Origin of the sequence: Lutibacter sp. A64 (assembly GCF_022429565.1) — a bacterium.
Taxonomy (GTDB): domain Bacteria; phylum Bacteroidota; class Bacteroidia; order Flavobacteriales; family Flavobacteriaceae; genus Lutibacter.
This window is the reverse complement of sequence record NZ_CP092487.1, coordinates 2,865,822-2,892,303: the sequence shown is the minus strand read 5'-3', so window position 1 is coordinate 2,892,303 and position 26,482 is coordinate 2,865,822. Positions and strand designations below refer to the sequence as shown.

The window sequence follows — 26,482 nt, the reverse complement described above, 5'->3', positions numbered from 1 at the left end:
GGAACACAATATAAAATTTATGTTTAATACAGAGTATGATGTTATAGTTGTTGGGGGAGGACATGCCGGTGGTGAAGCTGCAGCTGCGGCCGCAAACATGGGGGCACAAACATTGCTTATTACAATGAGTTTGCAAAACATTGCGCAAATGAGCTGTAATCCTGCTATGGGTGGAATTGCAAAAGGACAAATTGTTAGAGAGATTGATGCTTTGGGAGGGTATAGTGCAATTGTTACAGATAAAACTGCTATTCAATTTAAAATGTTGAATAAATCAAAAGGTCCTGCTATGTGGAGTCCAAGAGCACAAAGTGATAGAATGCGTTTTGCTGAAACTTGGAGAAATATGTTAGAACAAACTGAAAAGTTAGATTTTTTCCAGGATATGGTAAAAGGTTTGTTATTTGATGGTGATAAAATTATTGGTGTAAAAACTTCATTAGGTGTTGAAATAAAATCAAAAACTGTAATTATAACTGCGGGTACTTTTTTAAATGGTTTAATTCATATTGGTGATAAAACTTTTGGTGGAGGTAGAGCTGGCGAAAGTGCTTCGGTTGGTATAACAGAAGATTTAGTTAAAGTAGGTTTTGAGGCTGGAAGAATGAAAACTGGAACTCCTCCAAGAGTAGATGGAAGGTCTTTAGATTATTCTAAAATGATTGAGCAGCCAGGTGACGATAACCCAGAAAAATTCTCGTATTTACCAATTACAAAACCTTTAGAAAAACAGCGATCTTGTTATATGAGTTATACTTCTTTAGAAGTGCATGATTTGCTAAGAACAGGATTCGATCGTTCTCCAATGTTTAATGGTAGAATTAAAAGTATTGGTCCGAGATATTGTCCTTCTATAGAAGATAAAATAGATCGTTTTGCTACTAAAGAGCGTCATCAAATTTTTGTTGAGCCTGAAGGTTGGAATACTGTAGAAGTTTATGTAAATGGTTTTTCAACTTCTTTACCTGAAGATGTTCAAGATAAAGCTTTGCGTAAAGTTGCTGGTTTCGAAAATGTAAAATTCTTTAGATATGGATATGCTATAGAGTATGATTTTTTTCAACCTACTCAATTAAAACATACTTTAGAAACCAAGTTGATTAAGAACTTATATTTTGCTGGTCAAATTAATGGTACTACAGGTTATGAAGAAGCTGCAGCGCAAGGATTGATGGCTGGTGTAAATGCTGCTTTAAATGTTCAAGATAGAGCGCCATTTATTTTAAAGAGAAATGAAGCATATATTGGAGTTTTAATTGATGATTTAATTACCAAAGGTACAGAAGAGCCTTATAGAATGTTTACTTCTAGAGCTGAATATAGAACTTTGTTAAGACAAGATAATGCTGATTTACGTTTAACACCTTTGGCTTTTGAATTAGGTTTAGCTTCTGAAGCGCGTATGAAAAGAGTTAAAGAGAAGCAACATAAAACAGATTTGTTTGTTAAGTTTTTAATTGAAACAAGTATTAAACCTGATGTTATAAATCCTATTTTAGAAGCTAATAAAACTGCTCCAATTTCACAATCTATGAAGATGTTTAAAATTGCTGCACGCCCTCAATTAGACTTTCAGGATATTCAAAAAATACCAGATGTAGCTACTTTTATTTCTGAGAATAATATAGATAATGAGATAATAGAACAGACTGAAGTTCATGTAAAATATGCTGGTTATATAGAGAAAGAAAAGAATCAGGCTGATAAATTAAATAGGTTAGAGAATGTTGTTATTCCTTCAAATTTCGATTATTCTAAAGTAAAATCTTTATCTATTGAAGCCCGTCAAAAGTTAACTAAAATTAAACCGATTACTATATCTCAAGCAAGTAGAATAAGTGGAGTTTCACCTAGTGATATTTCTGTTTTATTAGTTTATATGGGAAGGTAATTTTATACGTTCCACGTGGAACGTATTTATTTTTTATAAGTTCTAAAAGTGTAAAAGCTGGAATATTTTAATATTAATTGTTCTTTTTAACGATTTTTTATTGCCAAATCTAAGAGTAATTTTAGTGGGTTTTTGAATAAAAAAGAAGGTTGTTTTAATAATTTGTAGTTGGTGTTTGAATGTAAAGCATATTAAATTAAAATGTTTTTTTAGGAAATGTTAAGTTGTTTTAGAATGTAAAACGGTTAATTGAACTATTTAATTTTAATGTGTAAAATATAAAATGAAGCTATTTATAAGTTATAATCCGATTAATTTTTATTAATATTTTTTGTGTTAATTATAATTTTTAGCTGTTTTAAATCTAATTTTTGTTTTTTGTAAAAGTGTAAATTAGTACTAAATGTTTTCGTTCTCTAATGTGAAATGCTAAAATTTGTTACCAAGTTTTATTTTGAACGAAGTAACATAAACGTCTAAAAGTTATAAATTAATTATTTTTTAAATTGTTTTTTAATTATTGTTTAAATGAATTCAAATAAAAAGCCATATTTAAGTTGTATAGATTATACTGTTTCAAATAAAAAATTTGATTTAATATACAATGCTAAATTAGATATGTTAGAAACGTATCCGCAACCAAAAGTTGAAGAGTTAGATTTGTATTATCAAAGTTCAGATTATATTTCGCATACAGATGCTAAAAAATCTTTCCTTGATAAAGTATATCAAATTGTAAAAAAATATGCTTTAAACACGAAGTTGAAATTGATCAATTCTTTTAAAACTTCTGAACAAAATTTATTAGATATTGGATGTGGTACAGGTGATTTTTTAGTTACTTGTAAAAATAATGGATGGAATGTAGTAGGAGTAGAGCCAAATAAAAATGCAAGAGATTTAGCAGAATCAAAATTAAATAAACAAAGTACTTCAACAATTTTTTCTGATATTGAACAATTAACTTCAGAAAAGTTTGATGTTATAACCCTTTGGCACGTGTTAGAACATGTACCGAATTTAGAAACATATATTTTAAAATTAAAAAGTTTATTAAAACCTAATGGTGTTTTGGTTGTAGCAGTTCCTAATTTTAAAAGTTTTGATGCGTTGTATTATAAACAATATTGGGCTGCTTTTGATGTACCGCGTCATTTGTGGCATTTTTCAAAAACTGCAATTCAACAACTTTTTTCAAAACAAAAAATGAATGTTGTTAAAATTCTTCCAATGAAATTTGATTCGTTTTATGTTTCACTACTGAGCGAAAAGTATAAAACTTCAAAATCTAATTTTATAAAAGCGTTTTACATTGGTTTTAAATCAAATTTAAAAGCAAGCACTTCAAAAGAGCATTCTTCGCTAATTTATGTCATAAAAAACAGTTAAAATCCATTTTAAGCGTATTTAAGCTCTTTTTATTTTAAAAACGACTACTTGGTTTAATTTTTTTTAAAATTAGCGCTTATTTAAGCTAATGAAGTCATTTTTAATAAGGTTTTATTATAGTGTTTATTTTTATTATAAATTATTCTAATAATTTAAAATTATAATATAAACTATTTATTTTGTTTATATATTCGCAAGAATTTTAAACAATAAGGAATTCTAAAAACAAAATTTTAAAACATGAAAAAATTACTATTAGTTGCTTTTGTAATTGTATTTGCATCTTGTAACCAAACAAAAATTGCTTACATTAATGTTGAAGATTTAATGAAAGATTATGAAGGAACAAAAGCCTTAGAAGAAACTTTAAAAGAAAAACAAGAGGCAATGTCAAAAGAATTGGATAGTATTTCTGCTCCTTTTCAAGAAAAAGTGCAAGAGTATTATCAAAATGCTCAAAAAATGTCTGCTACTAAAAGAGCTCAAACAGAACAACAATTACAACAAGAGCAACAAATTTTACAAGGAAGACAACAACAAGCTAGTCAAGCTTTACAACAAGAAAATCAACTTTTAAGTGAAGCTATTACAAAAAAAGTAGATAGTTTTGTGGCAGTATATTCAAAAGCAAATGGTTTAAATTTAGTACTAGGTACTTCTGGAAATGGAACTGTAATGTATGGAGATGATAATTTAGATGTAACAAATGCTATTTTAGAAATGCTTAACGAAGATTTTTCTAAAGAATAATATTAAATATCTGATATTCAAAATTTTATATAATTTAAAAAGTCATAATTCTATATTTAGATAGAATTATGGCTTTTCTTTTTTAACTCTAAGTTATTTTAATTAACAGGTTAATTTTAACAAATGATAAAAATAATTAAAGCCAACGTTAAAGATGCCAAATTAATAGCCGAGATTGGTAAAAAAACGTTTTGTGAGTCGCACGGTATAAGTGCTTCTAAAGCAGATATTAACGCTTTTGTATCTGAAAAATATACAAAAGAGGCATTGGTAAAGCAATTAGAAAACAGTAAAAACAATTACCATTTAATTTATTACAATAATAAACTTGCCGGATTTACTAATCTTGAATTAAATTGTTCAAATACAAATATAGAAGCTAAAAATGTAAGTAAATTAGATCGTTTTTATCTTTTAAAAGAGTTTTATGGACAAAAATTAGGATTAAAATTATTCCAATTTAATTTAGAAATCTCAAAAAAACATAAACAAAAAGGAATGTGGCTAGCTGTATGGGTAGAGAATAAAAGGGCTATAAATTTTTACCAAAAAGCTGGATTTAAAATTGTAGGCAAATACGATTTTCAAATTTCTAAAACGCATTCTAATCCTAATCACATTATGTATGTTGCATTTTAAATTATAAGCCTAAAAAAGTATTATCTACCAGTACATCATCTAATTGTAAATCGTGCACTTCTACAGGAATTTCATCTATCAATTGAAAGGGGTAGCAAATTCCAATTTTCTTTGAAGTTGGATGTTGTGCCATAAAGTTATCGTAATAACCACCACCATAACCTAATCTATAATTTTTTGTATTAAAAGATAAGCCAGGTACAATAATCAAGTCATATGTACCTAAAAATTCAATTGAATTTGCTGGATAACTGGTTCCAAACACTCCTTTTTCTAATTCGTTTAAAGAATTTAAAATCAAATTTTCTAATTTTCTATTTGGTAATGTTTTGGGAGTTACAACTGTAATATTTTCTTGTAACATTTTATCAATCAGTTGATTAATGTTAATTTCTGTTCCCATTGGTAAATAACAATGTACCGTTTTAAAATTGTATTTTTTAATAATGTTCCACATGGAACCACAAATCCAAGCATCGTAATTTTTCTTTGCTAGTTTTGATATTTTTGCACGTTTTAATAGCATTTCTTTTCGCAAAACCTTTTTTTTAGCTACAATTGACATTAAATATTAGTTTAAATCATTAATTAGAATAAATATATTCATTAAAATTTAAAAACCTAACTGGTTTTTAAAACCTATTAGGTTTACTATTATTGAAGTATATTTACAAAAAATTAATTTTATTCAATGAAAAACCTATTATTTATAGCTTTATTTTTAGTATTTCAAGTAAACTTTGCACAAGAAGATTCCACAAGAGGTTACAAAGTAAAAGTTGGAGAACAAGCTCCAAAGTTAGACTTTACGTTATTAGACGGTACAAAATATACAAACCAAAGTTTAAAAGGAAAAGTTGTTGTATTACAATTTACTGCATCTTGGTGTTCTGTTTGCAGAAAAGAAATGCCACATTTAGAAAAAAAAGTTTGGCAAAAATTTAAAAATGATGACTTTATTTTAATAGGAGTTGACCTTAAAGAAGATCTAAAAAAAGTAAAACGATTTATTGCTCAAATGCAAGTAACCTATCCTTTTACTATTGATGCAGACGGTGCTATGTTTGAAAGTTTTACACTACCAAATGCAGGTGTAACCAGAAATATTGTGCTAGATAAAAATGGAAAAATAATTTTTCTTTCTCGTTTGTATGAAGAAAGAGAATTTAATACTATGGTAGAAGTAATTGCAAACGAATTAAAAAAAGGCTAATTATGAAAAATAAAATTAGTGATGCAGCACAACCTAACAATCCATTACACGGTGTAAAATTGGCTGAAATTTTACAATATTTAGTTTCAGAATATGGTTGGGAAGAATTAGGTTTGCTTATAAAAATTAACTGTTTTAGAAGTAATCCTACCATAAAATCTAGTTTAAAATTTTTACGAAAAACACCTTGGGCAAGAGAGAAAGTAGAAAAATTATACTTAAAAACTATTCAATAAAAAGCGTTTTTTAACCAAATAAACTTTAAAATGGCTAAAGATATACTGCTTATTACGCCTCCTTTTACACAATTAAACACACCTTATCCGGCAACAGTTTATTTAAAAGGTTTTTTAAATACCAAGCAAATAAGTTCATTTCAAATGGATTTAGGTATTGAAGTAATTACAGCACTGTTTTCAAAAAAAAGTTTAGAGAATTTGTTCGAAGTTGCCTTAGAAAATAATGCAATTACATCACAAAATTCGCAGCGTATTTATGCGTTAAAAAATAGTTATCTTTCAACTATTAATCCTGTTATTTCTTTTCTTCAAGGAAAAAATGAAACCTTGGCACGACAAATTTGTACTACTTCTTATCTTCCAAAGGCTTCAAGATTTGATCAATTAGACGATTTAGAGTGGGCATTTGGTTCTATGGGAATTCAAGATAAAGCAAAGCATTTAGCAACACTTTATTTAGAAGATATTTCCGATTTTATTAAAGAATGTGTAGATGAAAATTTTGGATTTAGCCGCTATGCAGAACGTTTAGGGCAAAGCGCCAATAGTTTTGATGAGTTATATAATAATCTTCAAAATAATCCAACGCATATAGATGTAATTACATTGGAAATTTTAGATGAAAAATTACAATTAATTCAGCCAAAATTAGTGTGTATTTCTGTGCCTTTTCCAGGGAATTTATATAGTGGATTTCGTTGTGCGCAATTTATTAAAAATAAATATCCAGAAATTAAAATTTCAATGGGTGGTGGATTTCCAAATACCGAATTGCGTAGTCTTTCAGATGTGCGTGTTTTCGAATTTTTAGATTTTATTACTTTAGATGATGGTGAATTACCTGTTGAAATAGTATGGAATTATGTTAAAAATCCTTCCAAAGAAAATGACAACTTTAAAAGAACATTTTTAAAAGAAAATAATAAAGTAGTTTATAACAATTCATCAACTAAAAACGATTATAAACAAAGCGAATTAGGAACTCCAGATTATACCGATTTACTATTAGATACCTACCTTTCTGTAATTGAAATTGCAAATCCAATGCACAGTTTGTGGAGCGATGGCCGTTGGAATAAATTAACAATGGCGCACGGTTGTTATTGGGGAAAATGTACTTTTTGCGATATTTCTTTAGATTATATAAAAATTTACGAACCTATTGCAGCTAAACTGTTGGTAGACAGGATGGAAACAATTATTGAAACCACTGGAGAACGCGGATTTCATTTTGTTGATGAAGCTGCGCCACCGGCTTTAATGCGGGCGTTAGCTTTAGAAATTTTAAAACGAGATTTAACGGTTACTTGGTGGGCAAATATTAGATTTGAAAAAAGTTTTACCAAAGATTTATGTATTCTTTTAAAAGCATCGGGTTTAATTGCCGTTTCTGGCGGATTAGAAGTCGCCTCAGAGCGTTTATTAAAATTAATAGATAAAGGTGTAACTATTGAACAAGTAGCGCAGGTAAACCTTAATTTTACGGAATCTGATATTTTGGTACACGCATATTTAATGTATGGTTTTCCAACGCAAACGGTACAAGAAACTGTTGATAGTTTAGAAATGGTGCGTCAGTTATTTGCCTTAGGTATTATTAACTCTGGTTTTTGGCATCAATTTTCGTTAACAGCACACAGTCCAATTGGTTTAAATCCAGATGATTATGGTGTTATTCCAAATTATAAAGAAATTACATTTGCGAATAACGATGTTGATTTTAAGGATAAAACTGGAATAAATCATTCAAAATTTAGTTATGGATTAAAAAAATCAATTTTTAATTTTATGCACGGAATTGGTTTTGATGTTGATTTACAAGAATGGTTCGATTTTAAAATTCCACAAACAACCATTAATCCTTATTTTATTGAAGATTGTTTAGTTTCTGAAGAAAGTTTAACCACAAAATCTTCTGCTAAAATTGTTTGGATAGGAGGGAACCCGCTAGTTTCTTATACTTCAAAAACCAAAAGAGGAAAAACACGTGAGTTTATTCAATTAGCATTTCATACTAAAAATGAACTTTTTGAAACTTCATTAGAAAAAGATAAAGGAGAATGGTTATTAGATCTATTAGAACAAATTGTTGTTAGCCAAGGAACTTCAAAAACATTTGCACAAATAAAGCGAGATTTTGAAAGCTCTTTTAATGATTTTGAATTGTTTTGGTATTCTAAACCTATAAAAAATCTAAGAAATTATGGTTTGTTGGTTTTGTAGTTTTAATATTCACAATTAGTCGCTAGCGCTCGTTTGTAAAGAGTGCAATCAAAAAATTGTTTTTAAATATTTATAAGCACTTGTTATAAATGAGCACTTACCAGTACAACATTGTAATTCAACTCTTCAATAAATTAAAAAGAACTCACTTAATTTACTGTATCTTTGCAGAAATCTTGTTTTAAACAATACGTATGCAATTTAAAGACTTAAAGCTAAATAAACCTATTTTAAAAGCCATAGAAGCAAAAAATTATACATCTGCAACACCAATACAAGCACAAACCATTCCGTTGGTTTTAGCTAAAAAAGATGTAATTGCATCGGCACAAACTGGAACAGGTAAAACAGCTGCTTTTGCCTTACCAATTTTACAATTGCTTTTTGATAAGCAAGATGCTGGTAAAAAAGGAAAAAAAGTAAAAGCCTTGGTTATTAGTCCAACCAGAGAGTTGGCAATTCAAATTGAAGAAAACTTTAAAATATACAGTAAATTTACCAATTTAAGAACCACGGTTGTTTACGGTGGAACATCTATAGAACCACAAAAAGATGTACTTAAAAAAGGAATAGATATTTTGGTTGCTACGCCAGGTAGATTGTTAGATTTACACAAACAAGATTGTTTAAATTTAGATTTTATTGAAACCTTAGTGTTAGATGAAGCAGATTTAATGTTAGATATGGGTTTTATAGACGATGTTCGTAAAATAGAGCGTTTATGTCCTGCTGAAAAGCAAATATTATTGTTTTCGGCTACAATGCCAGCAAAAGTTGTACAGTTGGCAAATACTATTTTAAAAGAGCCTGAAACTGTAGATGTAACACCAACTTCCTCTGCCGCAAAAAGTGTAAATCAGTTGTTATTTTATGTGCATAAACAATATAAAATGGAGTTGTGTTTATATTTATTAAGAAATAATATTAAAGGTAATATTTTAATTTTTAGACGTACCAAAATGGGTATTGCTAAACTTGAAAAAATGCTAAAAGGAAATGGTTATAAAGTAGATAGTATTCACGGAGACAAAACTCAAAATGATAGAGAAAAAGCCTTAAATAATTTTAAAGAAGGTGCTATAAATATTTTAATTGCAACAGATGTTGCTGCACGTGGAATTGATATTGATAATTTAGATGCTGTTATTAATTTTGACATTCCAAATGTTTCTGAAACCTATGTGCATAGAATTGGTAGAACGGGTAGAGCCGGAAATACAGGAGAAGCGTATTCGTTTTGTTCTGCAGATGAGAAAACATACATAAAAGATATTCAACAACTAATTAATACTGCAATACCTGTAATGGATGAGCATCCTTATGTGTTAGACCCTAAGGCAAAGCGAGAAATACACAGAACACCTGGAAAAAGTAAATACAAATCAAGAAGAAAATCTGCTGCTTCAAAAAAGAATAAAAAACGATGGTATTAATAATCGCCATTACAAGTTAGAAGTTGAAAAATATTATAACTATAAACTCAAAAAGCTTCAATTTTACTTGTAACAGCGATTTAAAACAAACAAACAAAATCAGTCATTATGTAAACTGACTTGTACTTTCAAGAGAATGAAACTTGCCTTTTAGTAAAAGGTTAACAGGCGTTTTATTGGTTAGATTGTCAGAAACAGGACATCTATCTTCAATTTTAGCAATCCATTCTTCTAATACTTCTATAGAAACATCGCAATCTGGCTCTAAAGAAACATCAATTCTTTTATAACCTGAACGGTCTTCAAAAGAAGCACCAAACAAGCGTTGTGGATTTAAATTACCACACATTTTAATTTTTAAACCACGTAATTCAAAATCCATTTCCTTTGCAATTACATGTCCCATAACATTTATACATCCGCAAAGTGCAGCAAGTATAAATTCAACAGGATTTGCACCATCATTTGTACCGCCAAGACTTTCAGGTTCATCAATTACAATTTCAAAACCTCTAGCTTTTACAACAGTTTTTGTTGGGTTTTCACTTTGAGCAACAACTCTAAATTTTAAATCTTCCATAGTAGATTCCAATTTAAATTTAATCTGATTTTTATCTACTATAAAGTTAAGTATAAGTAAAAACTCTAATTCAATTTAGTAAGTGAAGTACTCCATACTTAACAATGTAATATTACATTTAAAAGCTATTTTAAAATGACTTTATTATGCATGTATTTTAGTTGATTTTTAATGCATAATTTTAGTTAATAGCTTTGTTTAAATTAATTTTTTAAAAATTGTTTTTTTTCTTTTATAAGAAAAGAAATCATTAATTTTATAATTTAAAGTTCATTTTTATAAAATGTGAATATCACAACACAAAATAGTAGAAATCAATGAAAAATATAGTTACACTAATTTTAAGTTTTTGTTTTATAATAACAAGTTTTGCACAAACGGGTAAGGTTTTCGACAACCTATCAATTAAGAGTTCCATTTTAAAAAGTGAACGAAAATTTGCAGTTTATTTACCACCAGATTATGAAACTTCTAAAAGAAGTTATCCTGTTTTATACTTGTTACACGGTTTAGGAGATGACCAAACTGGTTGGATTCAATTTGGAGAAGTACTTCGTATAACAGATGCAGCAATTAAAGATGGTTCAGCAACTCCTATGATTATAATTATGCCCGATGCAAATACCGAGAAAATTGGTTATTTTAATACTATTGATGGAGATTGGAATTATGAAGACTTCTTTTTTGAAGAATTAATGCCTACTGTAGAAAAAATGTACAGAATTAAAAGTACCAAACGTTTTAGAGCTATTGCTGGTTTATCTATGGGAGGTGGAGGCTCTTTTATATATGCATTACACCGTCCAGATTTGTTTTCTTCGGCGTGTCCGCTAAGCGCTTTTATTGGTCCACGTACAGTTAAAGAATATAAAGATTGGCAAGGTCGTTTAGGAAATAAAATTACAAATGAAGATAAAATACAAGCCTATCTAGAAGCGCATAATGCAGTTTCTTTAATTAATAATTTATCACTCGAACAATTAAAATCTGTCCGTTGGTTTATAGATTGTGGTGACGATGATTTTTTATATGAAGGAAATAGTTTAGTGCATATTGCAATGCGTAAAAAAAATGTTCCGCACGAATATAGAGTTAGAGATGGTAGACACTCTTGGACTTACTGGAGAGCATCATTACCTGAAGTTTTAAAATTTGTTTCAGATGCTTTTCATCAAAATTAACTTTTGTTGATTTGTTTAATAGATTCAACCAAAAGGGTGTTTAAAAATGTAGAAATTCGTCATTCTGAATTTATTTCAGAATCTCAACGTTTAAAATTAGCTAGTTTTTACGAATGAAATTAAGTATATGCACTCGTTGCAAACGAGCGCTAACTTAGTAAATAAATTACCAATTAAGCTGTTCTTCTTTTGTAAGAAAAGTCCAAGAAACAATACGTGTTACTTTATTACCTTGATGCATTGGAATTGTTTTAATTTCGGTTGCGCCTAATTTTTTTAATGAAGGTAGCATACTTTCAGCATTTTCTTTTTTAGAAACCAATGTAGTGTACCAAAAACACTGAGTTTTAAACATAGAACTTTCATACAAAAAGGTGTGTAAAAATGCTTTTTCACCACCTTTATACCATAATTCTTGTTGTTTTCCACTAAAATTTCTGGCTTCGTCAGATTGTTTTCCTAAACCTTCTAATTTTCTTGCATTAGCTTGCATTGCATCTTCTTGCGATTTGTAAAAAGGAGGATTGCAAATAGTGGCCGAAAATTTAGCATTTTCATTTAAAATACCTTTAAATATTTGAGAGGCATCTTTTTGTTGAACCAACTTTATAGCATTAGAAAGTTTATTCTTTTTGATAATTTTTTCAGCTCTATCTATAGATTTTTTATCGATATCTGTTCCTAAGAAATTCCAACCATAAACCGAATTTCCTAAAAGTGGGTAAATGCAATTTGCGCCAACACCAACATCAATAATACTAGCATCTTTACAAATTTTTGAAGCTTCTAACAAGTCTGCTAAATAATGAATATAATCTACACGTCCAGGAATTGGCGGACATAAATTATCGTCTGGAAAATCCCAAAAAGTAATATTATAATATTTAAATAATAACGCGGTATTTATTGCTTTTACAGCTTTTGGATTCGAAAAATCTAATGTTTCTGTTCCGTATTCGTTTATAAATACAAACGGTTTTAAGTCTGGATAAACTTCACATAAATCTTTAAAGTTATAACCTTCTTTGTGTTTGTTATTTACGTGTAATTTTCCGCTATTTTTTTTAGTTGGTTTCATATTCTAAATTAGGCTACAAAAGTAGTCATTTTAAGTTTTAACATAATTTTATATTTACAAAATGAATGAACGTTCGTTTTGTAAATTATTTTTTATACATTTGTACTCACAAAACACTATTATGAAAATGAATTCTTTAAAAATTTGGAATGTTTTAAAAATTGTAATTGCAGTATTTATGATATATGCAGGAGCACAACATTTTATAAAACCAAGCTTTTTTATGCCATTTGTTCCGGCATTTTTAACTTTTAAATTAGCAATAATTTATATTTCTGGAGCTGTTGAAATTATAGTAGGAGCAATGTTATTTTTTAAAAAGTATTCAAAATTAGGAGCCTTGGGAATATTAATTTTATTAATACTTTTTCTACCAATTCATATTTGGGATGTGTTTTCTAGCGCTCCTGCTATAGGTAGTAAGCAAGCTGCTTTAATTAGATTGCCAATACAATTTCTATTAATTTTTGTAGTATGGAAAATAAAAAATTCAATTTTTAAAAATAATAAAACCGTATAATTATGGCTATACGACAAAAATGTGATAAAAAAAGAAAAGCACTTTTAGATGCAACGCTTACTTTGGTAAATAACAATGGTTTTCATGCTGCTCCAATGAGTAAAATTGCAAAAATGGCAGCTGTTTCTCCTGCTACAATTTATATTTATTTTGAAAATAAGCAAGATTTAATCAATCAGTTGTATTTAGAAATAAAAGCGGCTTTTAGTGCTTATGCCTTTAAAAATTATAATGAAGAAGAAAGTATTAAAGATAGTTTTAGACAAGTGTGGATGAATATTGCCGATTTTAAATTGAACCAAATTCCTGAATCTAATTTTTTATCGCAAATAGACAATGCACCAATTATTGATGAAGAAAGTAGGTTAAAAGGCTTAAAACATTTACAACCCTTGTTAGACTTATGGGAACGCGGACAACAAAAAGGTGTTATAAAATTAGTATCGCCTTATTTATTATATGCATATACAATTTATCCGTTGGCTTTTTTATCTAATATGAAACAAAAGGAATTACTTATTCTTTCTGAAAATAATTTAGAAGATGCTTTTGAAGCAGCTTGGAATAGCATTAAAGCGTAATTATGAAAAAAACAGCAATTATTTTAGGAGCAACTGGTCTTACAGGTTCAATACTTTTAGACAAATTATTGAAAGATCAGCGTTATAAAACTATTAAATTATTTTCAAGAAAAAAGATTGAAAATTTACCTTCAAAAGTAGAACAATTTATTGGAGATACTATTGCTCTAGAAAATTTTAAGAAAGAATTTATAGGCGATGAAGTTTTTTGTTGTATTGGAACCACTGCTAAAAAAACACCCGATAAAACTATTTATAAATCTATAGATTATGGCATTCCAGTAAAAGCAGCAAAGCTTTCAAAAGAAAATGGAATTCATACTTTTTTAGTGGTTTCGGCAATAGGAGCAAATGCAAAAAGTAGCATTTTTTACAATAGAACAAAAGGTGAAATGGAAGAAGCTGTACTTTCAGAAAAAATAAAAAACACCTACATTTTACAACCTTCAATTATTGGTGGAGATAGAAAAGAAAATAGAATTGGAGAAAAAATTGGATTGGCTATTTTTAAAGTTCTGCAACCTTTTTTCGTTGGAAAATTAAAAAAATATAAGATTACTGAAGCTGAACATATTGCACAAGCAATGCTAAACTTAGCAAATTCAACTTCAAAAGAAAAAATAATAAGCTCATATCAAATTAAAAATAAAGCAATTAGTAATTAAAAAAATAAAAATAAATGGAATTATTAGATAAATTAAACTGGAGATACGCAGCAAAAGCAATGAATGGAGAAAAGGTGTCAGAAGAAAAAATTGCAAACATCATTGAAGCAGCGCGTTTAGCACCAACATCAAGCGGATTGCAACCTTTTGAAATAATTGTAGTTAAAAATCAAGCTATTAAAGAAGCAATTAAACCAGTAGCTTGGAACCAAAGTGTAATTACAGACTGTTCTCACTTGTTAGTGTTTGCCGCTTGGGATACGTATACCGAAGACAGAATTAACAAAATGTTTGATCTTACAAATGAAATTCGTGGATTTAAAAATGAAGGTTGGGAAAATTACCGTCAAATGTTACTAAGTTCTTACCCAAAACAAGATACTGAAATCAACTTTAATCACGCTGCAAAACAAGCTTACATTGCATTTAGCGCAGCTATAATTGCCGCTGCTTATGAAGGTGTAGATGCAACACCAATTGAAGGTTTTGAACCTGAAGCTGTAGATAAAATTTTAGGTTTACGTGAAAAAGGTTTACGCAGTGCAGTAATATTACCAATCGGTTATAGAGATGCAGATAAAGACTGGTTAGTTAATTTGGTAAAAGTTAGAAAAAGTACTGAAGATTTAGTAACTGTTATTGAATAAATTTAAAATGTCTACAAAAGAAAATAATTATACTGCTATTGCTACCGCAAAAGGTGGTAGAAGTGGTGAGGTAAAAACCAATGATGGTGTATTAGATTTAAAAGTATCTGTACCTGTAGAATTTGGCGGACAAGAAAATGGATATACCAATCCAGAACAATTATTTGCAGCTGGTTGGGCTGCATGTTTTGACAATGCCATTATTATGGTTGCTAAAAATAAAAACATAGAAGTTGATTCTACAACAACTGTTGAGGTTACTTTAGGTGCTCAAGAAGGTGGAAGTGTTGGACTTTCAGCAATTATTAAAGTAAAAATAGCTAATTTATCTGCACAAGAATCTAAAAAAATTATTTCGGCTGCACATAGAGTCTGTCCATATTCTAAAGCTACAAAAGGAAATATTAATGTTGAAATTATTCAACTTTAAACTAAGTATAATGAACAAAACAATTTTATTAGATAAAAGACCTGTTGGGAAACCGCAATTATCGGACTTTAAATTTGTTTCAAATGAAATAGAAACAATAGCAGCAGGAGAAATCCTTTTAAAAACAAACTATGTATCTGTAGATCCTTATTTAAGAGGAAGAATGAGCGATGCAAAATCTTATGTACCGCCATTTGAATTACATAAACCAATTTCATCAGGTATTGTTGCTGAGGTTGTAGATTCTAAAAATGAGAATTTTAAAAAAGGTGATTTTGTAAGTGGATTATTAGCTTGGAAAGAATTTCAAAAGTCTACAGGTGAAGGATTATTAAAAGTAGATGCTTCAAAAGCACCACTTTCAACATATTTAGGTGTATTAGGAATGACTGGTTTAACAGCGTATTTAGGTTTAACAGAAATAGGAAAACCTAAAAAAGGGGAAACTATTGTTATTTCTGGTGCCGCTGGCGCTGTAGGAAGTGTAGTTGGTCAAGTTGCTAAATTGTTAGGCTGTAAAGTAATTGGTATTGCAGGAACTGACGAAAAGGTAGATATGCTAAAATCATCACTTGGTTTTAATGAAGCAATTAATTACAACACAACTAAAAATATGGCAGAAGCCATTAAAAAAGCAGCTCCAAATGGTGTAGATATTTATTTTGATAATGTTGGTGGTCCAATTTCTGATGCTGTTTTATTTAATATCAACAAATTTGCGCGTATTATTATTTGCGGTGCCATATCTGTTTACAATACTACAGAATTACCAACAAGCATTAGCGTACAACCATTTTTAGTGAAAAATAGTGCTTTAATGCAAGGTTTTATTGTTTCTAATTATGCTAAACAATTTCCTAAAGCCTTACAACAATTATCACAATGGCTAGCTGAAGGTAAATTAACGTATGCAGAAACTGTTGTTGAAGGTTTCGATACAATTCCTCAGGCGTTTTTAGATCTTTTTGATGGAAAAAATAGTGGTAAAATGCTAGTTAAAATATAAATAATCTATTAAAATATTTATTATGAATAATTTTCAATATAAAAATCCGACAAAAATTTTATTTGGTAAAAATCAAATAGAAAATCTTGCTACTGAAATTCCAGAAAATGCAAAAGTATTAATGCTTTTCGGAGGAGGTAGTATTAAAAAGAATGGTGTTTACGAACAAGTTTCCAAAGCACTTTCTAAATTTGAAGTGATTGAATTTGGTGGAATTCCAGCAAATCCAGAATACGATGTTTTAATGGAAGCTTTAACTATTATTAAAGCTGAAAAAATCACGTATTTATTAGCTGTAGGTGGAGGTTCTGTAATTGATGGAACCAAATTTTTATCCGCAGCAGCCTTATATGAAGGTGAAGAGCCTTGGGATATTTTATCTAAAAACATTCGTACATTAGAAGGAATGCCTTTTGGAACAGTACTTACCTTACCTGCAACAGGATCAGAAATGAATTCGGGTGCGGTAATTACAAGAGCTGAAATCAAAGAAAAATTCGCCATGGGCGGACCAGGATTATTTCCTCAGTTTTCAATTTTAGATCCTGAAGTTGTAAAATCTATTCCAAAACGTCAAATTGCAAATGGATTAGCGGATTCTTTTACGCATGTTTTAGAACAATATATGACGTATCCTGTTGATGCAAAATTACAAGATCGTTTTGCAGAGAGTATTCTACAAACTATTGTTGAAATTGCTCCAACAATGTTAAAAGAAGAGTTTGATTATAATACGGCTTCTAACTTTATGTGGAGTTGTACTATGGCGTTGAATGGATTAATTCAACAAGGAGTTCCAAGTGACTGGGCTATTCACGCAATTGGACACGAATTAACAGCTTTATTTGGTATTGATCACGCACGTACATTGGCAATTATTACTGAAAGTCATTACTCAGTAAATTTAGAAGATAAAAAAGAAAAACTAGCGCAGTATGCAACACGTGTTTGGAATGTTACGGAAGGAACTTTAGAAGAAAAAGCAACAGCGGGAATTGAAAAAACAACAGCGTTTTTCCATTCATTAGGAATTGAAACAAAACTTTCTGAATATACCGAAGATTACAAAGGAACTGCTGAAATAATTTCAAAACGATTTGAAGAACGTGGTTGGAAAGGTTTAGGCGAACACGGAAAAGTAACACCAACAATGGTTGAAAAAATTGTTGAAATGAGTTATTAAAATAACCTGACATTATGCTGAATTTATTTCAGTATTACATTATTCTGATAATCTAATTGTTTGATGATTCAGGTTGATAAAAAACAGAAAAAGCCGAAGAATTATTCTTCGGTTTTTTTATTTACTAAAAACTCCAAAACTAAATATTAATCTATTTTTTATTGCATAATGTAAAGTATTATTTACATTTGTATAAAAATAATAGATTATGAAACTACAAATACTACCAAATTGGTGTAAAAAATTAGGGTTGACAGTTTTTATTGTCTTTTCATTTATTGCTGCTGGAGATGATTTTGTAAATGGTTTTTGTGATGGTTATAACTCTTTTCAACCCATTGATGAGAAAATAGCTAATAAAGAACACGTTGTTTCACAAATTGAACATATTACTACTTTTAAAGATTTTTTTGGAGCAAAAACATTGCGTTATTTAGATGCACTTTCAATTTTGGGTATTTTAATGTATATGCTTTCAAAAGAAAAAGTGGAGGATGATTATATCAATCAGTTAAGATTGGAATCGTATCAGCTAACAGCCATTGTTGGAATACTAATTTCAATTTTATTGTATGCATTTTCAGAGGAAATTAAACTAACTATCGATTATTTTGTAACCTTGTTTATGTATTTTTACTTAATCACGTTCTTCATTAAAAAAAGAATTTATTAGTTATGTTAGTTTTATTAAAATTAAACTTAACATTTTTAATTACCGTTCTGTTCATAGCTTTATTAATTATTTTTATAACTGAAACAACTCTAAAAAATGAAAAACCTAATTAAAGTAGAACGTGCTCGACACGATTTAACACAAGCGCAATTGGCTGATGAATTGGGTGTTTCAAGACAAACAATTCACGCCATTGAAAAAAATAAATTCAATCCGTCAGTAACATTGGCCATAAAAATGGCTCGTTTTTTTAAAGTTACCGTTGAATATTTATTTGATATTGAAGAAGAAGATTAATTATTATTTAACCAATAAAAACAAAATGAAATTTACCACTGTATATTTAGATGATAACAAAATTGAAGTATTTAATTCTTTTTTAGGGAAGGAAACCGTTAAAGTTAATGGTGAAATTGTTTCGGAAATATATTCAATCTTTGGAGCAACACATACATTTAAGATTAAAGAAAATGAGCAAGAAGTTGAATGTAAAATGGTGATAGGTTTTGGATTTAGTGGAGTTGTAGTTGACCTTTATAAAAATGAAAAACCAATTATTGAATCTCCAAAAAATGGTTGTCTTGGATTTTTATTAATTGTTTTTGCTATTGCTATAGTTTTTAGAGCACTAGATTATTTTTTGGGTTATTTATTTTAATACTTTCAAATTTTAAAACACAAAAAAAAGCCAAAGAATTATTCTTTGGCTTTTTTATTGGGTAAAAATTACAATTTAAACAGTTGCAGTTTCTAACTCTGCTGCTATTGGAAAATCAATTGCAAAGTCGGCTAAATTATGTATGTAATTACTAATTATTTTATCGCCAACTACAAACACAACATCTATTAAATTAGCTTCGGTATAACCTGCTTCAAAAAAGGCGTTTTTAGCCGTTTGTGAAGCTTTTCCTTTGTTTTCAACAACAGAAGCTGTAAACTTTGCTAAAGCGTCATATTTTGAATTAAATGAAGCCGTTCCAGCTCTTAATTCTAAAATTTCATCTTCTGAAAAACCATTTAATTTTCCAAGTTGTGTATGCGCAGATTGGCAATAACGACATCCGTTAATTTGACTTGTTACTAAATTAATAATTTCTCGTTCTTTTGCTTTTAAAGTAGATGTGCGGTTTTGTAAAATTAAATAATCGCCTAATGCTGTTTCATTTTTTGCAAAATAAGCATATAAGTTAGGTACAAATCCTAATGCTTTTTCAAGGTTTCCAAAAATTATTTGATTGTTTTCTGATACTTCGTTTTTTGTTGGTATACTAAATTTACTCATGATTTTTATTTTTTTAGTTAAATATTATTTTTTAGAATTCTAAAGTTTATTCTGTTTCACAGTAATAATCTGCTATTGCATGTTTTTCACAATAAGCATCTTTTGAATTAAGATTGTTATTAATAACTGCTTTGTTAGTAAAGTTTTCTTTTAAAAGAGAAACGCTGTCTTTTACTGTATTTAAATGTTTCATAATTACTGTTTTTTCGTTTTGATAGTGCAAAGATGCGACGAAAGAACAGGTTGTTGTTAGGCAAGATTACCTTAGGAGTTGTCAATTCTTCCTAAAAGCTCATTTTTTTGTATTCTGAAGGAGAAATTCCTTCATTTTTCTTAAAAAAACGACTAAAAGACTGGATATCTTCGTAACCTACTTGGTAGGCAATTTCTTTAATAGAGTTGTCTGTATAACGCAATAATCTTCGCGTTTCTAACATAATTCTATCTTGAATAAACTGTAGCGGTGTTTTTGTTTCTAATTTTGAAAACAAATTAGAAAGTGTTTTAGGTGATTTGTTTAAAATTTCTGCATATTCAGCAACGGAATGTTTTGTTTTGAAATGCATTTCAACTAAAAAATTATATTCACGCACTATGTCTGAACTGGCATTGGTAAGCGCACTATAATTGTGTTGCTCTTTATAAATTCGTGTGCATAAAATAAGTAATCTTTTTAACAACATTTGCAACATTTCTAGTTGCAATTTATCGTTAGAATCCATTTCATGTTTAAATACTTTAAACAAGGTTTCAAAAGGTTCTATATCTTTATTTAAAAGTTTTAAAATGGGTAATTGTGAAGCTCCAAAAAACAAGATTCCTTTACAACTAATTTCAGAATCGTGATCAATAATGCAATAAAAAGCTCTATTAAAACGTATCATTTGCAGCTTACCAATGGCAGTGGTTTCAATTTTATGAAACTCTGTAAAGCAAACAATTTCATTTTTTTTGAAATGATGTTTTTTATTATCAATTGTTAATACAGTAGTATCGTCTAAACACCAAATTAATGTTAAGCTGCTTTCAACATTTTCTTTTAAAATTGAACAATTTTTAGCGTCAATTAATTCAACTTTTAAATATTCGTTTGTTGGTCCGTTGTATAGCATCTTTTATAACATTAGTACTTAATTGTTAGTCGAAAAAAAATAAGTTAATTACAAGGTACTAAAAATATAAAAGACCGAAGGATTTAATTTCTTCAGTCTTTTAAACATTTAAATTCAAATTTAATTTTATGCGAGTTCTAAAACGGTTCTTCCTTTTAATTTTCCTGCTAACATTAAGTTTAATTTTTCACTTAATTGCTCTAAAGTTATGGTAGTACAATTAGCGTTTAAATCATTAATTTTCCATTCGTTAGCCAATTTATTCCAAACTTGTTCTCTGTATTTCATTGGGTAGTTTTGAGAATCTATTCCAATTAAAGAAATTCCTCTTAAAATAAACGGAAATACTGTTAAATCTAGTTTTGGAGACGCTACATTTCCACAACAAGTTACTAGGCCTAAAGGTTTTACTGTTTTTATAATATTTTCTAAAATAACACCACCAACGGTATCAATTCCCCCAGAAAACAGCGGTTTTAAAAGCGGTCTTTTTTGCATTTCTTCAAAATCTTTTCGAGAAATTACTTCAACACCTAAGTTTTCAAAATATTGTTTTTCGGTTTCTTTTCCGGTGATTGCAGTTACATTATAGCCCAATTTATTTAAAATTAATACGCTTAAAGAACCAACGCCGCCTGTAGCTCCAGAAACAACAACGTTTCCGTTTTCTGGTTTTACGGTTTCAATTAATTTTAAAACTGACATTCCAGCTGTTAAACCTGCGGTTCCAAAAATCATTGCTTCTTTCATAGAAATATTTTTGGGTAATTTTACCACCCAATTTTCTGGAACTTTTACATATTCAGCAAAACCTCCATTGGTGTTCATTCCTAAATCATAGCTTGTAACAAGTACTTTTTCGTCTCTTTTAAATTTTTCTGAAGTTGAAGAAACTACGGTTCCAACAGCATCAATTCCAGGAGTATGTGGATAATTTTTGGTTACGCCTTTATTTCCATTTGCTGATAATGCATCTTTATAGTTTAACGAACTATAATGAACTTTTATCAATAATTCTCCTGATGCTAATTCTTCAAAAGGCATTTCTTTTATTGTTGAACTAAATGTATTATTTTCTTCTTCAACTCTAAAAGCTTTAAAGGTTAATTTATCATTCATCATAATTTCTTTTTGTTAATTTAGCAACAAATTTCGATCAATAAACACTAGTAAACAAGAGCTTACAATTAATGCACTAACGAACATTTTGTGCTGTATTGTTTAAAATATAAGTCTAAACGCTGAAAAAAAAATGAAAAAAAGTTACTGTCCAATTGATACGTTTATAAATGTTGTAAAAGGAAAGCGAAAAAGCACTATTATTTTGCACCTTTTTCAAGGTGACAAAAGGTATAATGAATTGGTAAAACTTTTGCCAGATATTAGTGAGCGAATGGTTACCAAACAGTTGAAAGAGTTAGAGGCAGATAACTTAATTAATAGAAAAGTTTTTCCTGAAGTTCCACCAAGAGTTGAATATAGTTTAACCGATTTAGGAAAAGAAATTCATCCGTATTTGAAGGGAATGTTTAAAGGTGGAATTCTTTTTGAAAAAATGATTGATGCTGAAGAAAATTAACTTTTTTAGAATTGAATTAAGACAAAGGGGTAAAATTTAGTTGCTTTAAGTTAATCTTAAGAAATTTTTGTAGTTATAGGTTCTCTATTTTTGAGACAACTAATAACTAAAATCATTATGAATTTATTCAAAAACCGCTTTTTACTTTTTTATTGTTTCATATTTACTTCTTTTAACTCGTTTGGTCAAGTTGATGAAACAGATATATTATCGGCAAAATTATTTGTTGAATTACCAGATTATTGTCCAACTCCAGATGCGTTTGATATTGCACCCGACGGAAGTTTAACACTCTCTTGTCCAAATTATGCAGACAGGTCTAAACCTGGGGTTTTAATGCGTATTACCAAAGAAGGAGAAGTTTCAAAATTAGTAGATGTACCTGTTTTACAAGAAACAGGAATGTCTAAACCAATGGGAATTGCTTATGACGATAAGGGTGTGCTTTATGTTTGTGACAATCAAGGTAATAAAGGGCGACTTTTAAGAATGACTTTTAATGAAAATACGTTGATTAATACAGAAATTATTGCTTCAGGATTTAATTCAATAAACGGAATTAGATATTATAATGGAGCCGTTTATGTTACTCAAACCAATTTACCAAAACTTAAAAAAGATAAAGTTGTTAGCGGTGTGTATTGCTTTAAAATTTCAGATAGAAATATTACAATTAATAATGATAATTCAGATAAAAATTTAATTTACACTTCTATAACGCAAAACCCAAATAGACAAGTAGGTTTAGATGGTTTGGTTTTTAATAAAGAAGGTAATTTATTGGTTGGAAACTTGGGTGATGCAACTATTTATAAACTAACATTAACACCTGAAGGTACAGTAAGTAATGATGAGGTTTACGTAAAATTACCTATAACTGTTGCTCCTGATGGAATTAATATTGATTTAAAAGGGAATTTATATGTAGCAGGTTTTGCACAAAACCAAATATTTAAGGTTGATACTAATAAAAAAGTAACAATTCTTGCTCAATATCCTGATAATGATGGTGAAAATGGGGCATTAGATCAACCAGCAGATTTAATTGTTTACGGAGATAAATTAATTATTTCGAATTTTGATTTAATGGTTGCTAAAGGAATGAAAAACACGAAACACAGTAAGCCTTATACCTTGTCATATATAAATCTAAAAGAATAAGTTTAGTGTAATTTTCAAATGTACTGTTTTAAAACTCTTTTTAAACAAGATTAATATTGAAGAAAACTAAATTTGGAATTACTACATTAGACTGGACATAAAGATGCGAGATTTAGAGTTACTTAAATTAACTTTGAATTATGAAAAGACAACACAGAAATTACAGTACATCATTTAAACAAAAGGCCTTAGAATTAAGCTATGCACGAGGTAGTGTTAAGCAAATATGTGAGGAATTGGATATCCCATATTCGGTATTACATCGTTGGCGGCGTGAGTCACAAGATTATGGGAAGAACAGTTTTCTAGGTCGAGGGAAGCCAAAATTAACAGATGAGCAAAAAGAACTAGCGTTATTAAAGCGTCAGTTAAAAGATGTTTCAGAAGAAAATGAGATATTAAAAAAGGCGGTGAGCATCTTCTCCAAGAGCGACAAGAGAAATTCAGGTTTATAAAACACCATAAATTTAAATTTTCAGTTGAGAAGATGTGTAAAGTATTAAAAGTAAGTACTAGCGGTTATTATAATTGGTTAAAGGCTAAGGCGTCAGATCTTTGGTTATATAATCAGAAGCTGTCAGCAATGATTGTTACTATCTTTAATGATAGTTTTGAAAGCTATGGAGCTCCAAGAATAAAAGCCGCATTAGAAAAGCTAGGTCATTATATTTCTAAACCAAGAGTAGCTAGAATTATGAGGGTTAACGGGTTATTTGCTAGAAGAATACGAAAATTTAAAGTAACTACAGATAGCAATCATAAATATTCTGTAGCAGCAAATATTTTAAATCAAAACTTTGAAGTCTCTAGAAAAAATCAAGTATGGGTGTCGGATATCACTTATATAGAAACTAAACAAGGATGGATGTATTTAACGGTCGTTATAGATTTGTTTAACAGAAAAATAATTGGGTGGTCTATGAGTGATAATTTAACAACTAAAGACACTATAATCTCTGCTTGGAATATGGCTGTTAAATCGACTGTAATTAAAGAAGAACTCATTTTTCATTCTGACAGGGGAGTTCAGTATGCTAGTAGTCGTTTTACAGATATTATTAAAAATTACAAGGGGCTAGTAACACAATCTATGAGTAGAAAAGGGAATTGTTGGGATAATGCGGTTGCAGAATCCTTTTTCAAAAGCTTAAAAACAGAATGGGTTTATAAACACAAATACAATTATAGATCTCAGGCAGAACTATCAATCTTTAGTTGGATAGAAACTTGGTATAATAAAAGAAGGATACACTCAACTTTAGGTTATAAAACTATTAATGAATTTGAAACAGAAATGTATAATCAAAATGTAGCCGCTTAAATCTCGCAATTAATTGTCCAATGTTTTGTTGCAAGTCCATGTTGCTGTTGGTGGTAGTTGGGGAGGAAGAGAAGGTATAGATGATACTATTTTTCCACAGAAAATGGTGGTAGATTATGTACGTGTTTTTCAAATAAAAGAATAGATATTTATGAAATATTATTTAGTTTCTATTGTGGTTTTATGTATGAGTTTTTTTGGTTGTAAATCCGATAAACCAGCAATAGAGCACAATCTTGATATAATGACTTACAACATTAGATTAGATGTTGCTTCTGATGGAGAAAATGCTTGGAAAAATCGAAAAGATTTTTTGAGTTCACAAATATTATTTTATAGTCCAGATATATTTGGTGTACAAGAAGCTAGGCCTAACCAAATGACAGATTTAAAAGATGCTTTAAAAAATTATAAAGCTATTGGTAAGGGGAGAGATGGAGAAAATAAAGGCGAATTTTCAGCAATTTTTTACAATGCAGACAAAGTAAGCGTTGAACAAGAGAATACATTTTGGCTTTCAGAAACACCAACTGAAATTTCAAAAGGTTGGGATGCTGCTTATCCTAGAATTTGTACATATGGACTTTTTACAATACATGAAACAAATAGAAAAATATGGGTATTTAATACACATTTAGATCATATTGGAAATCAGGCTCGATTAAATGGTATACAATTAATTTTAAAAAAAATATCAGATTTAAATACTGATGATTTACCAGTTATTGTTATGGGTGATTTTAATGTAGAACCAAATAGTGAAGTGATAAAAAATATTAAACAAACCTTAGTAGATTCTAAAGAAAAAGCAAAAACTATTTTTGGACCTAACGGAACATTTAATAATTTTAAATTTAATGAATTAGTTACAAGAAGAATAGATTATATTATGCTTTCTAAATCTTCAAAAATTAAAGTTAAAAAGTATGGTGTATTGTCTAATTCAATAGATTTAAAATATCCATCAGATCATTTTCCTATTTTTATAAGTTTAACATTAGAATAAAAAAATTACTTAGTATTTTTTCCTCCTAAAACAATAACAAATTCACCTTTTGGAGCAGTTTTTGTAAAATGTTCAAGCACTTCTGCAACGGTTCCTCTTACTGTTTCTTCGTATAATTTAGTAAGTTCTCGAGAAACTGAAACTGGACGGTCTGCTCCAAAATATTCAACAAAATTAGTGAGTGTTTTTATCAATTTATGAGGCGATTCATAAAAAATAATAGTTCGGGTTTCTTCAGCTAAAAAAGTGAAACGCGTTTGTCGTCCTTTTTTTACAGGTAAAAAGCCTTCAAAAACAAATTTATCGTTTGGTAAACCGCTATTTACCAATGCAGGAACAAAAGCTGTTGCACCTGGTAAACACTCAATTTCAATGTCGTTTTCTATACAAGCGCGTGTTAATAAAAACCCTGGATCTGAAATTGCTGGAGTACCTGCATCAGAAATTAAGGCAATAGCTTCACCACTTTTAATACGTTTTACTATGTTATCTACTGTTTTATGCTCGTTATGCATATGGTGACTGTGCATATGCGTAGAAATTTCAAAATGTTTTAATAATTTTCCGCTGGTACGTGTGTCTTCAGCTAAAATTAAATCTACTTCTTTTAAAACTTTTATAGCTCTAAAAGTTATATCTTCTAAATTTCCAATAGGTGTTGGTACTAAATATAGTTTTGATTCCAAAATATTAAATAATT

General features: G+C 29.2%; 31 protein-coding genes. 23 read left to right on the top strand and 8 right to left on the bottom strand.

From position 1 onward, the window contains the following. The first annotated feature begins 19 nt into the window (after window positions 1-19). The 4 genes from mnmG to MKD41_RS11780 all read left to right on the top strand — a co-directional run bounded on the left by mnmG (window position 20) and on the right by MKD41_RS11780 (window position 4,669). Window positions 20-1,891 (top strand): tRNA uridine-5-carboxymethylaminomethyl(34) synthesis enzyme MnmG, encoded by a 1,872-nt coding sequence (gene mnmG, locus MKD41_RS11795; RefSeq protein WP_240245034.1) that lies wholly within the window; start codon window positions 20-22, stop codon window positions 1,889-1,891. Between the two features lie 528 nt (window positions 1,892-2,419). Then, a complete protein-coding gene (locus MKD41_RS11790) occupies window positions 2,420-3,280 on the top strand; it encodes a class I SAM-dependent methyltransferase (protein ID WP_240242490.1) in 861 nt (286 codons plus the stop codon). Window positions 3,281-3,520: 240 nt separating this feature from the next. After that, window positions 3,521-4,030, top strand: coding sequence for an OmpH family outer membrane protein (locus tag MKD41_RS11785; RefSeq protein WP_240242489.1), 510 nt, complete (start codon window positions 3,521-3,523; stop codon window positions 4,028-4,030). Between the two features lie 123 nt (window positions 4,031-4,153). Next, window positions 4,154-4,669 carry a GNAT family N-acetyltransferase gene (locus MKD41_RS11780; RefSeq protein WP_240242488.1) on the top strand — a complete coding sequence of 172 codons (516 nt, stop codon included), beginning with the start codon at window positions 4,154-4,156 and terminating at the stop codon, window positions 4,667-4,669. Between the two features lies 1 nt (window position 4,670). On the opposite strand, the gene MKD41_RS11775 is transcribed toward MKD41_RS11780, so the two are convergent. Next, window positions 4,671-5,234, bottom strand: a complete 564-nt coding sequence (locus MKD41_RS11775; RefSeq protein WP_240242487.1) for a 5-formyltetrahydrofolate cyclo-ligase — start codon at window positions 5,232-5,234, stop codon at window positions 4,671-4,673. 126 nt (window positions 5,235-5,360) lie between these two features. On the opposite strand from MKD41_RS11775, the gene MKD41_RS11770 reads away from it, so the two are divergent. The 4 genes from MKD41_RS11770 to MKD41_RS11755 all read left to right on the top strand — a co-directional run bounded on the left by MKD41_RS11770 (window position 5,361) and on the right by MKD41_RS11755 (window position 9,777). Next, window positions 5,361-5,882: a TlpA family protein disulfide reductase gene (locus MKD41_RS11770; protein ID WP_240242486.1), complete on the top strand. Its 522-nt coding sequence runs from the start codon at window positions 5,361-5,363 to the stop codon at window positions 5,880-5,882. 2 nt (window positions 5,883-5,884) lie between these two features. Further along, entirely contained in the window at window positions 5,885-6,118 is a 234-nt protein-coding gene (locus MKD41_RS11765; protein ID WP_240242485.1) for a VF530 family DNA-binding protein, read from the top strand. A 30-nt stretch (window positions 6,119-6,148) separates the two neighbouring features. Next, a complete protein-coding gene (locus MKD41_RS11760; RefSeq protein WP_240242484.1) occupies window positions 6,149-8,344 on the top strand; it encodes a B12-binding domain-containing radical SAM protein in 2,196 nt (731 codons plus the stop codon). A 194-nt stretch (window positions 8,345-8,538) separates the two neighbouring features. Further along, window positions 8,539-9,777: a DEAD/DEAH box helicase gene (locus MKD41_RS11755; protein ID WP_240242483.1), complete on the top strand. Its 1,239-nt coding sequence runs from the start codon at window positions 8,539-8,541 to the stop codon at window positions 9,775-9,777. Window positions 9,778-9,883: 106 nt separating this feature from the next. On the opposite strand, the gene MKD41_RS11750 is transcribed toward MKD41_RS11755, so the two are convergent. Further along, complete coding sequence (locus tag MKD41_RS11750) at window positions 9,884-10,357, bottom strand: OsmC family protein (RefSeq protein WP_240242482.1); 474 nt, start codon at window positions 10,355-10,357, stop codon at window positions 9,884-9,886. Window positions 10,358-10,674: 317 nt separating this feature from the next. Here MKD41_RS11750 and MKD41_RS11745 point away from each other — a divergent pair, with 317 nt between their 5' ends. Beyond that, window positions 10,675-11,538 carry an alpha/beta hydrolase gene (locus MKD41_RS11745; RefSeq protein WP_240242481.1) on the top strand — a complete coding sequence of 288 codons (864 nt, stop codon included), beginning with the start codon at window positions 10,675-10,677 and terminating at the stop codon, window positions 11,536-11,538. A 166-nt stretch (window positions 11,539-11,704) separates the two neighbouring features. On the opposite strand, the gene rlmF is transcribed toward MKD41_RS11745, so the two are convergent. Next, window positions 11,705-12,616 carry a 23S rRNA (adenine(1618)-N(6))-methyltransferase RlmF gene (rlmF, locus tag MKD41_RS11740; protein ID WP_240242480.1) on the bottom strand — a complete coding sequence of 304 codons (912 nt, stop codon included), beginning with the start codon at window positions 12,614-12,616 and terminating at the stop codon, window positions 11,705-11,707. 127 nt (window positions 12,617-12,743) lie between these two features. On the opposite strand from rlmF, the gene MKD41_RS11735 reads away from it, so the two are divergent. From MKD41_RS11735 to MKD41_RS11690, 10 genes are all read left to right on the top strand, one after another. Continuing rightward, on the top strand, window positions 12,744-13,136 hold the full coding sequence (locus MKD41_RS11735; protein ID WP_371824265.1) for a hypothetical protein: 393 nt from the start codon (window positions 12,744-12,746) through the stop codon (window positions 13,134-13,136). A 2-nt stretch (window positions 13,137-13,138) separates the two neighbouring features. Next, window positions 13,139-13,717, top strand: a complete 579-nt coding sequence (locus MKD41_RS11730) for a TetR/AcrR family transcriptional regulator (RefSeq protein ID WP_240242478.1) — start codon at window positions 13,139-13,141, stop codon at window positions 13,715-13,717. Between the two features lie 2 nt (window positions 13,718-13,719). Beyond that, window positions 13,720-14,382 carry an NAD(P)H-binding protein gene (locus MKD41_RS11725; protein ID WP_240242477.1) on the top strand — a complete coding sequence of 221 codons (663 nt, stop codon included), beginning with the start codon at window positions 13,720-13,722 and terminating at the stop codon, window positions 14,380-14,382. A 14-nt stretch (window positions 14,383-14,396) separates the two neighbouring features. Further along, a complete protein-coding gene (locus MKD41_RS11720) occupies window positions 14,397-15,029 on the top strand; it encodes a nitroreductase family protein (RefSeq protein ID WP_240242476.1) in 633 nt (210 codons plus the stop codon). A 7-nt stretch (window positions 15,030-15,036) separates the two neighbouring features. Then, window positions 15,037-15,459: an organic hydroperoxide resistance protein gene (locus tag MKD41_RS11715; RefSeq protein WP_240242475.1), complete on the top strand. Its 423-nt coding sequence runs from the start codon at window positions 15,037-15,039 to the stop codon at window positions 15,457-15,459. Window positions 15,460-15,469: 10 nt separating this feature from the next. Continuing rightward, window positions 15,470-16,465: an NADP-dependent oxidoreductase gene (locus MKD41_RS11710; protein WP_240242474.1), complete on the top strand. Its 996-nt coding sequence runs from the start codon at window positions 15,470-15,472 to the stop codon at window positions 16,463-16,465. Between the two features lie 22 nt (window positions 16,466-16,487). Beyond that, the gene (locus MKD41_RS11705; RefSeq protein WP_240225911.1) at window positions 16,488-17,648 is read left to right on the top strand and encodes an iron-containing alcohol dehydrogenase; all 1,161 of its coding nucleotides are present in this window, start codon (window positions 16,488-16,490) and stop codon (window positions 17,646-17,648) included. Between the two features lie 208 nt (window positions 17,649-17,856). Then, window positions 17,857-18,321, top strand: coding sequence for a hypothetical protein (locus MKD41_RS11700; protein WP_240242473.1), 465 nt, complete (start codon window positions 17,857-17,859; stop codon window positions 18,319-18,321). A 96-nt stretch (window positions 18,322-18,417) separates the two neighbouring features. Continuing rightward, window positions 18,418-18,618 (top strand): helix-turn-helix transcriptional regulator, encoded by a 201-nt coding sequence (locus MKD41_RS11695; RefSeq protein WP_240225909.1) that lies wholly within the window; start codon window positions 18,418-18,420, stop codon window positions 18,616-18,618. A 25-nt stretch (window positions 18,619-18,643) separates the two neighbouring features. After that, window positions 18,644-18,979 (top strand): hypothetical protein, encoded by a 336-nt coding sequence (locus MKD41_RS11690; RefSeq protein WP_240225908.1) that lies wholly within the window; start codon window positions 18,644-18,646, stop codon window positions 18,977-18,979. Between the two features lie 75 nt (window positions 18,980-19,054). Here MKD41_RS11690 and MKD41_RS11685 read toward each other — a convergent pair whose 3' ends face one another. The 4 genes from MKD41_RS11685 to MKD41_RS11670 all read right to left on the bottom strand — a co-directional run bounded on the left by MKD41_RS11685 (window position 19,055) and on the right by MKD41_RS11670 (window position 21,837). Continuing rightward, window positions 19,055-19,603, bottom strand: a complete 549-nt coding sequence (locus MKD41_RS11685; protein WP_240242472.1) for a carboxymuconolactone decarboxylase family protein — start codon at window positions 19,601-19,603, stop codon at window positions 19,055-19,057. Window positions 19,604-19,649: 46 nt separating this feature from the next. Next, window positions 19,650-19,796 (bottom strand): hypothetical protein, encoded by a 147-nt coding sequence (locus MKD41_RS11680; RefSeq protein WP_240242471.1) that lies wholly within the window; start codon window positions 19,794-19,796, stop codon window positions 19,650-19,652. 91 nt (window positions 19,797-19,887) lie between these two features. Further along, complete coding sequence (locus MKD41_RS11675) at window positions 19,888-20,715, bottom strand: helix-turn-helix domain-containing protein (protein ID WP_240242470.1); 828 nt, start codon at window positions 20,713-20,715, stop codon at window positions 19,888-19,890. A gap of 126 nt (window positions 20,716-20,841) precedes the next feature. Next, a complete protein-coding gene (locus MKD41_RS11670; protein WP_240242469.1) occupies window positions 20,842-21,837 on the bottom strand; it encodes a YhdH/YhfP family quinone oxidoreductase in 996 nt (331 codons plus the stop codon). Between the two features lie 130 nt (window positions 21,838-21,967). On the opposite strand from MKD41_RS11670, the gene MKD41_RS11665 reads away from it, so the two are divergent. The 4 genes from MKD41_RS11665 to MKD41_RS11650 all read left to right on the top strand — a co-directional run bounded on the left by MKD41_RS11665 (window position 21,968) and on the right by MKD41_RS11650 (window position 25,782). Continuing rightward, entirely contained in the window at window positions 21,968-22,294 is a 327-nt protein-coding gene (locus tag MKD41_RS11665; protein ID WP_240242468.1) for a winged helix-turn-helix transcriptional regulator, read from the top strand. 117 nt (window positions 22,295-22,411) lie between these two features. Then, window positions 22,412-23,455 carry an SMP-30/gluconolactonase/LRE family protein gene (locus tag MKD41_RS11660; RefSeq protein ID WP_240242467.1) on the top strand — a complete coding sequence of 348 codons (1,044 nt, stop codon included), beginning with the start codon at window positions 22,412-22,414 and terminating at the stop codon, window positions 23,453-23,455. A 140-nt stretch (window positions 23,456-23,595) separates the two neighbouring features. Further along, window positions 23,596-24,776, top strand: a protein-coding gene (locus MKD41_RS11655; RefSeq protein WP_240242466.1) for an IS3 family transposase whose coding sequence is annotated in 2 segments (ribosomal slippage) — window positions 23,596-23,854 and window positions 23,854-24,776 — 1,182 coding nt in all. Because the reading frame shifts where the segments join, the coding sequence is not laid out codon by codon here. Window positions 24,777-24,927: 151 nt separating this feature from the next. Further along, window positions 24,928-25,782 (top strand): endonuclease/exonuclease/phosphatase family protein, encoded by an 855-nt coding sequence (locus MKD41_RS11650; protein ID WP_240242465.1) that lies wholly within the window; start codon window positions 24,928-24,930, stop codon window positions 25,780-25,782. 5 nt (window positions 25,783-25,787) lie between these two features. Here the strand turns inward: MKD41_RS11650 and rsmI are convergent, their stop codons facing one another. Next, window positions 25,788-26,468: a 16S rRNA (cytidine(1402)-2'-O)-methyltransferase gene (rsmI, locus tag MKD41_RS11645; RefSeq protein WP_240242464.1), complete on the bottom strand. Its 681-nt coding sequence runs from the start codon at window positions 26,466-26,468 to the stop codon at window positions 25,788-25,790. Window positions 26,469-26,482 lie beyond the last annotated feature (14 nt).

Excerpts from the sequence above, each read along its gene's own strand:
- mnmG (WP_240245034.1), top strand. The coding sequence starts at position 20 with ATGTTTAATACAGAGTATGATGTTATAGTTGTTGGGGGAGGACATGCC.
- MKD41_RS11790 (WP_240242490.1), top strand. The coding sequence starts at position 2,420 with ATGAATTCAAATAAAAAGCCATATTTAAGTTGTATAGATTATACTGTT.
- MKD41_RS11785 (WP_240242489.1), top strand. The coding sequence starts at position 3,521 with ATGAAAAAATTACTATTAGTTGCTTTTGTAATTGTATTTGCATCTTGT.
- MKD41_RS11780 (WP_240242488.1), top strand. The coding sequence starts at position 4,154 with ATGATAAAAATAATTAAAGCCAACGTTAAAGATGCCAAATTAATAGCC.
- MKD41_RS11775 (WP_240242487.1), bottom strand. The coding sequence starts at position 5,234 with ATGTCAATTGTAGCTAAAAAAAAGGTTTTGCGAAAAGAAATGCTATTA.
- MKD41_RS11770 (WP_240242486.1), top strand. The coding sequence starts at position 5,361 with ATGAAAAACCTATTATTTATAGCTTTATTTTTAGTATTTCAAGTAAAC.
- MKD41_RS11765 (WP_240242485.1), top strand. The coding sequence starts at position 5,885 with ATGAAAAATAAAATTAGTGATGCAGCACAACCTAACAATCCATTACAC.
- MKD41_RS11760 (WP_240242484.1), top strand. The coding sequence starts at position 6,149 with ATGGCTAAAGATATACTGCTTATTACGCCTCCTTTTACACAATTAAAC.
- MKD41_RS11755 (WP_240242483.1), top strand. The coding sequence starts at position 8,539 with ATGCAATTTAAAGACTTAAAGCTAAATAAACCTATTTTAAAAGCCATA.
- MKD41_RS11750 (WP_240242482.1), bottom strand. The coding sequence starts at position 10,357 with ATGGAAGATTTAAAATTTAGAGTTGTTGCTCAAAGTGAAAACCCAACA.
- MKD41_RS11745 (WP_240242481.1), top strand. The coding sequence starts at position 10,675 with ATGAAAAATATAGTTACACTAATTTTAAGTTTTTGTTTTATAATAACA.
- rlmF (WP_240242480.1), bottom strand. The coding sequence starts at position 12,616 with ATGAAACCAACTAAAAAAAATAGCGGAAAATTACACGTAAATAACAAA.
- MKD41_RS11735 (WP_371824265.1), top strand. The coding sequence starts at position 12,744 with ATGAATTCTTTAAAAATTTGGAATGTTTTAAAAATTGTAATTGCAGTA.
- MKD41_RS11730 (WP_240242478.1), top strand. The coding sequence starts at position 13,139 with ATGGCTATACGACAAAAATGTGATAAAAAAAGAAAAGCACTTTTAGAT.
- MKD41_RS11725 (WP_240242477.1), top strand. The coding sequence starts at position 13,720 with ATGAAAAAAACAGCAATTATTTTAGGAGCAACTGGTCTTACAGGTTCA.
- MKD41_RS11720 (WP_240242476.1), top strand. The coding sequence starts at position 14,397 with ATGGAATTATTAGATAAATTAAACTGGAGATACGCAGCAAAAGCAATG.
- MKD41_RS11715 (WP_240242475.1), top strand. The coding sequence starts at position 15,037 with ATGTCTACAAAAGAAAATAATTATACTGCTATTGCTACCGCAAAAGGT.
- MKD41_RS11710 (WP_240242474.1), top strand. The coding sequence starts at position 15,470 with ATGAACAAAACAATTTTATTAGATAAAAGACCTGTTGGGAAACCGCAA.
- MKD41_RS11705 (WP_240225911.1), top strand. The coding sequence starts at position 16,488 with ATGAATAATTTTCAATATAAAAATCCGACAAAAATTTTATTTGGTAAA.
- MKD41_RS11700 (WP_240242473.1), top strand. The coding sequence starts at position 17,857 with ATGAAACTACAAATACTACCAAATTGGTGTAAAAAATTAGGGTTGACA.
- MKD41_RS11695 (WP_240225909.1), top strand. The coding sequence starts at position 18,418 with ATGAAAAACCTAATTAAAGTAGAACGTGCTCGACACGATTTAACACAA.
- MKD41_RS11690 (WP_240225908.1), top strand. The coding sequence starts at position 18,644 with ATGAAATTTACCACTGTATATTTAGATGATAACAAAATTGAAGTATTT.
- MKD41_RS11685 (WP_240242472.1), bottom strand. The coding sequence starts at position 19,603 with ATGAGTAAATTTAGTATACCAACAAAAAACGAAGTATCAGAAAACAAT.
- MKD41_RS11680 (WP_240242471.1), bottom strand. The coding sequence starts at position 19,796 with ATGAAACATTTAAATACAGTAAAAGACAGCGTTTCTCTTTTAAAAGAA.
- MKD41_RS11675 (WP_240242470.1), bottom strand. The coding sequence starts at position 20,715 with ATGCTATACAACGGACCAACAAACGAATATTTAAAAGTTGAATTAATT.
- MKD41_RS11670 (WP_240242469.1), bottom strand. The coding sequence starts at position 21,837 with ATGATGAATGATAAATTAACCTTTAAAGCTTTTAGAGTTGAAGAAGAA.
- MKD41_RS11665 (WP_240242468.1), top strand. The coding sequence starts at position 21,968 with ATGAAAAAAAGTTACTGTCCAATTGATACGTTTATAAATGTTGTAAAA.
- MKD41_RS11660 (WP_240242467.1), top strand. The coding sequence starts at position 22,412 with ATGAATTTATTCAAAAACCGCTTTTTACTTTTTTATTGTTTCATATTT.
- MKD41_RS11650 (WP_240242465.1), top strand. The coding sequence starts at position 24,928 with ATGAAATATTATTTAGTTTCTATTGTGGTTTTATGTATGAGTTTTTTT.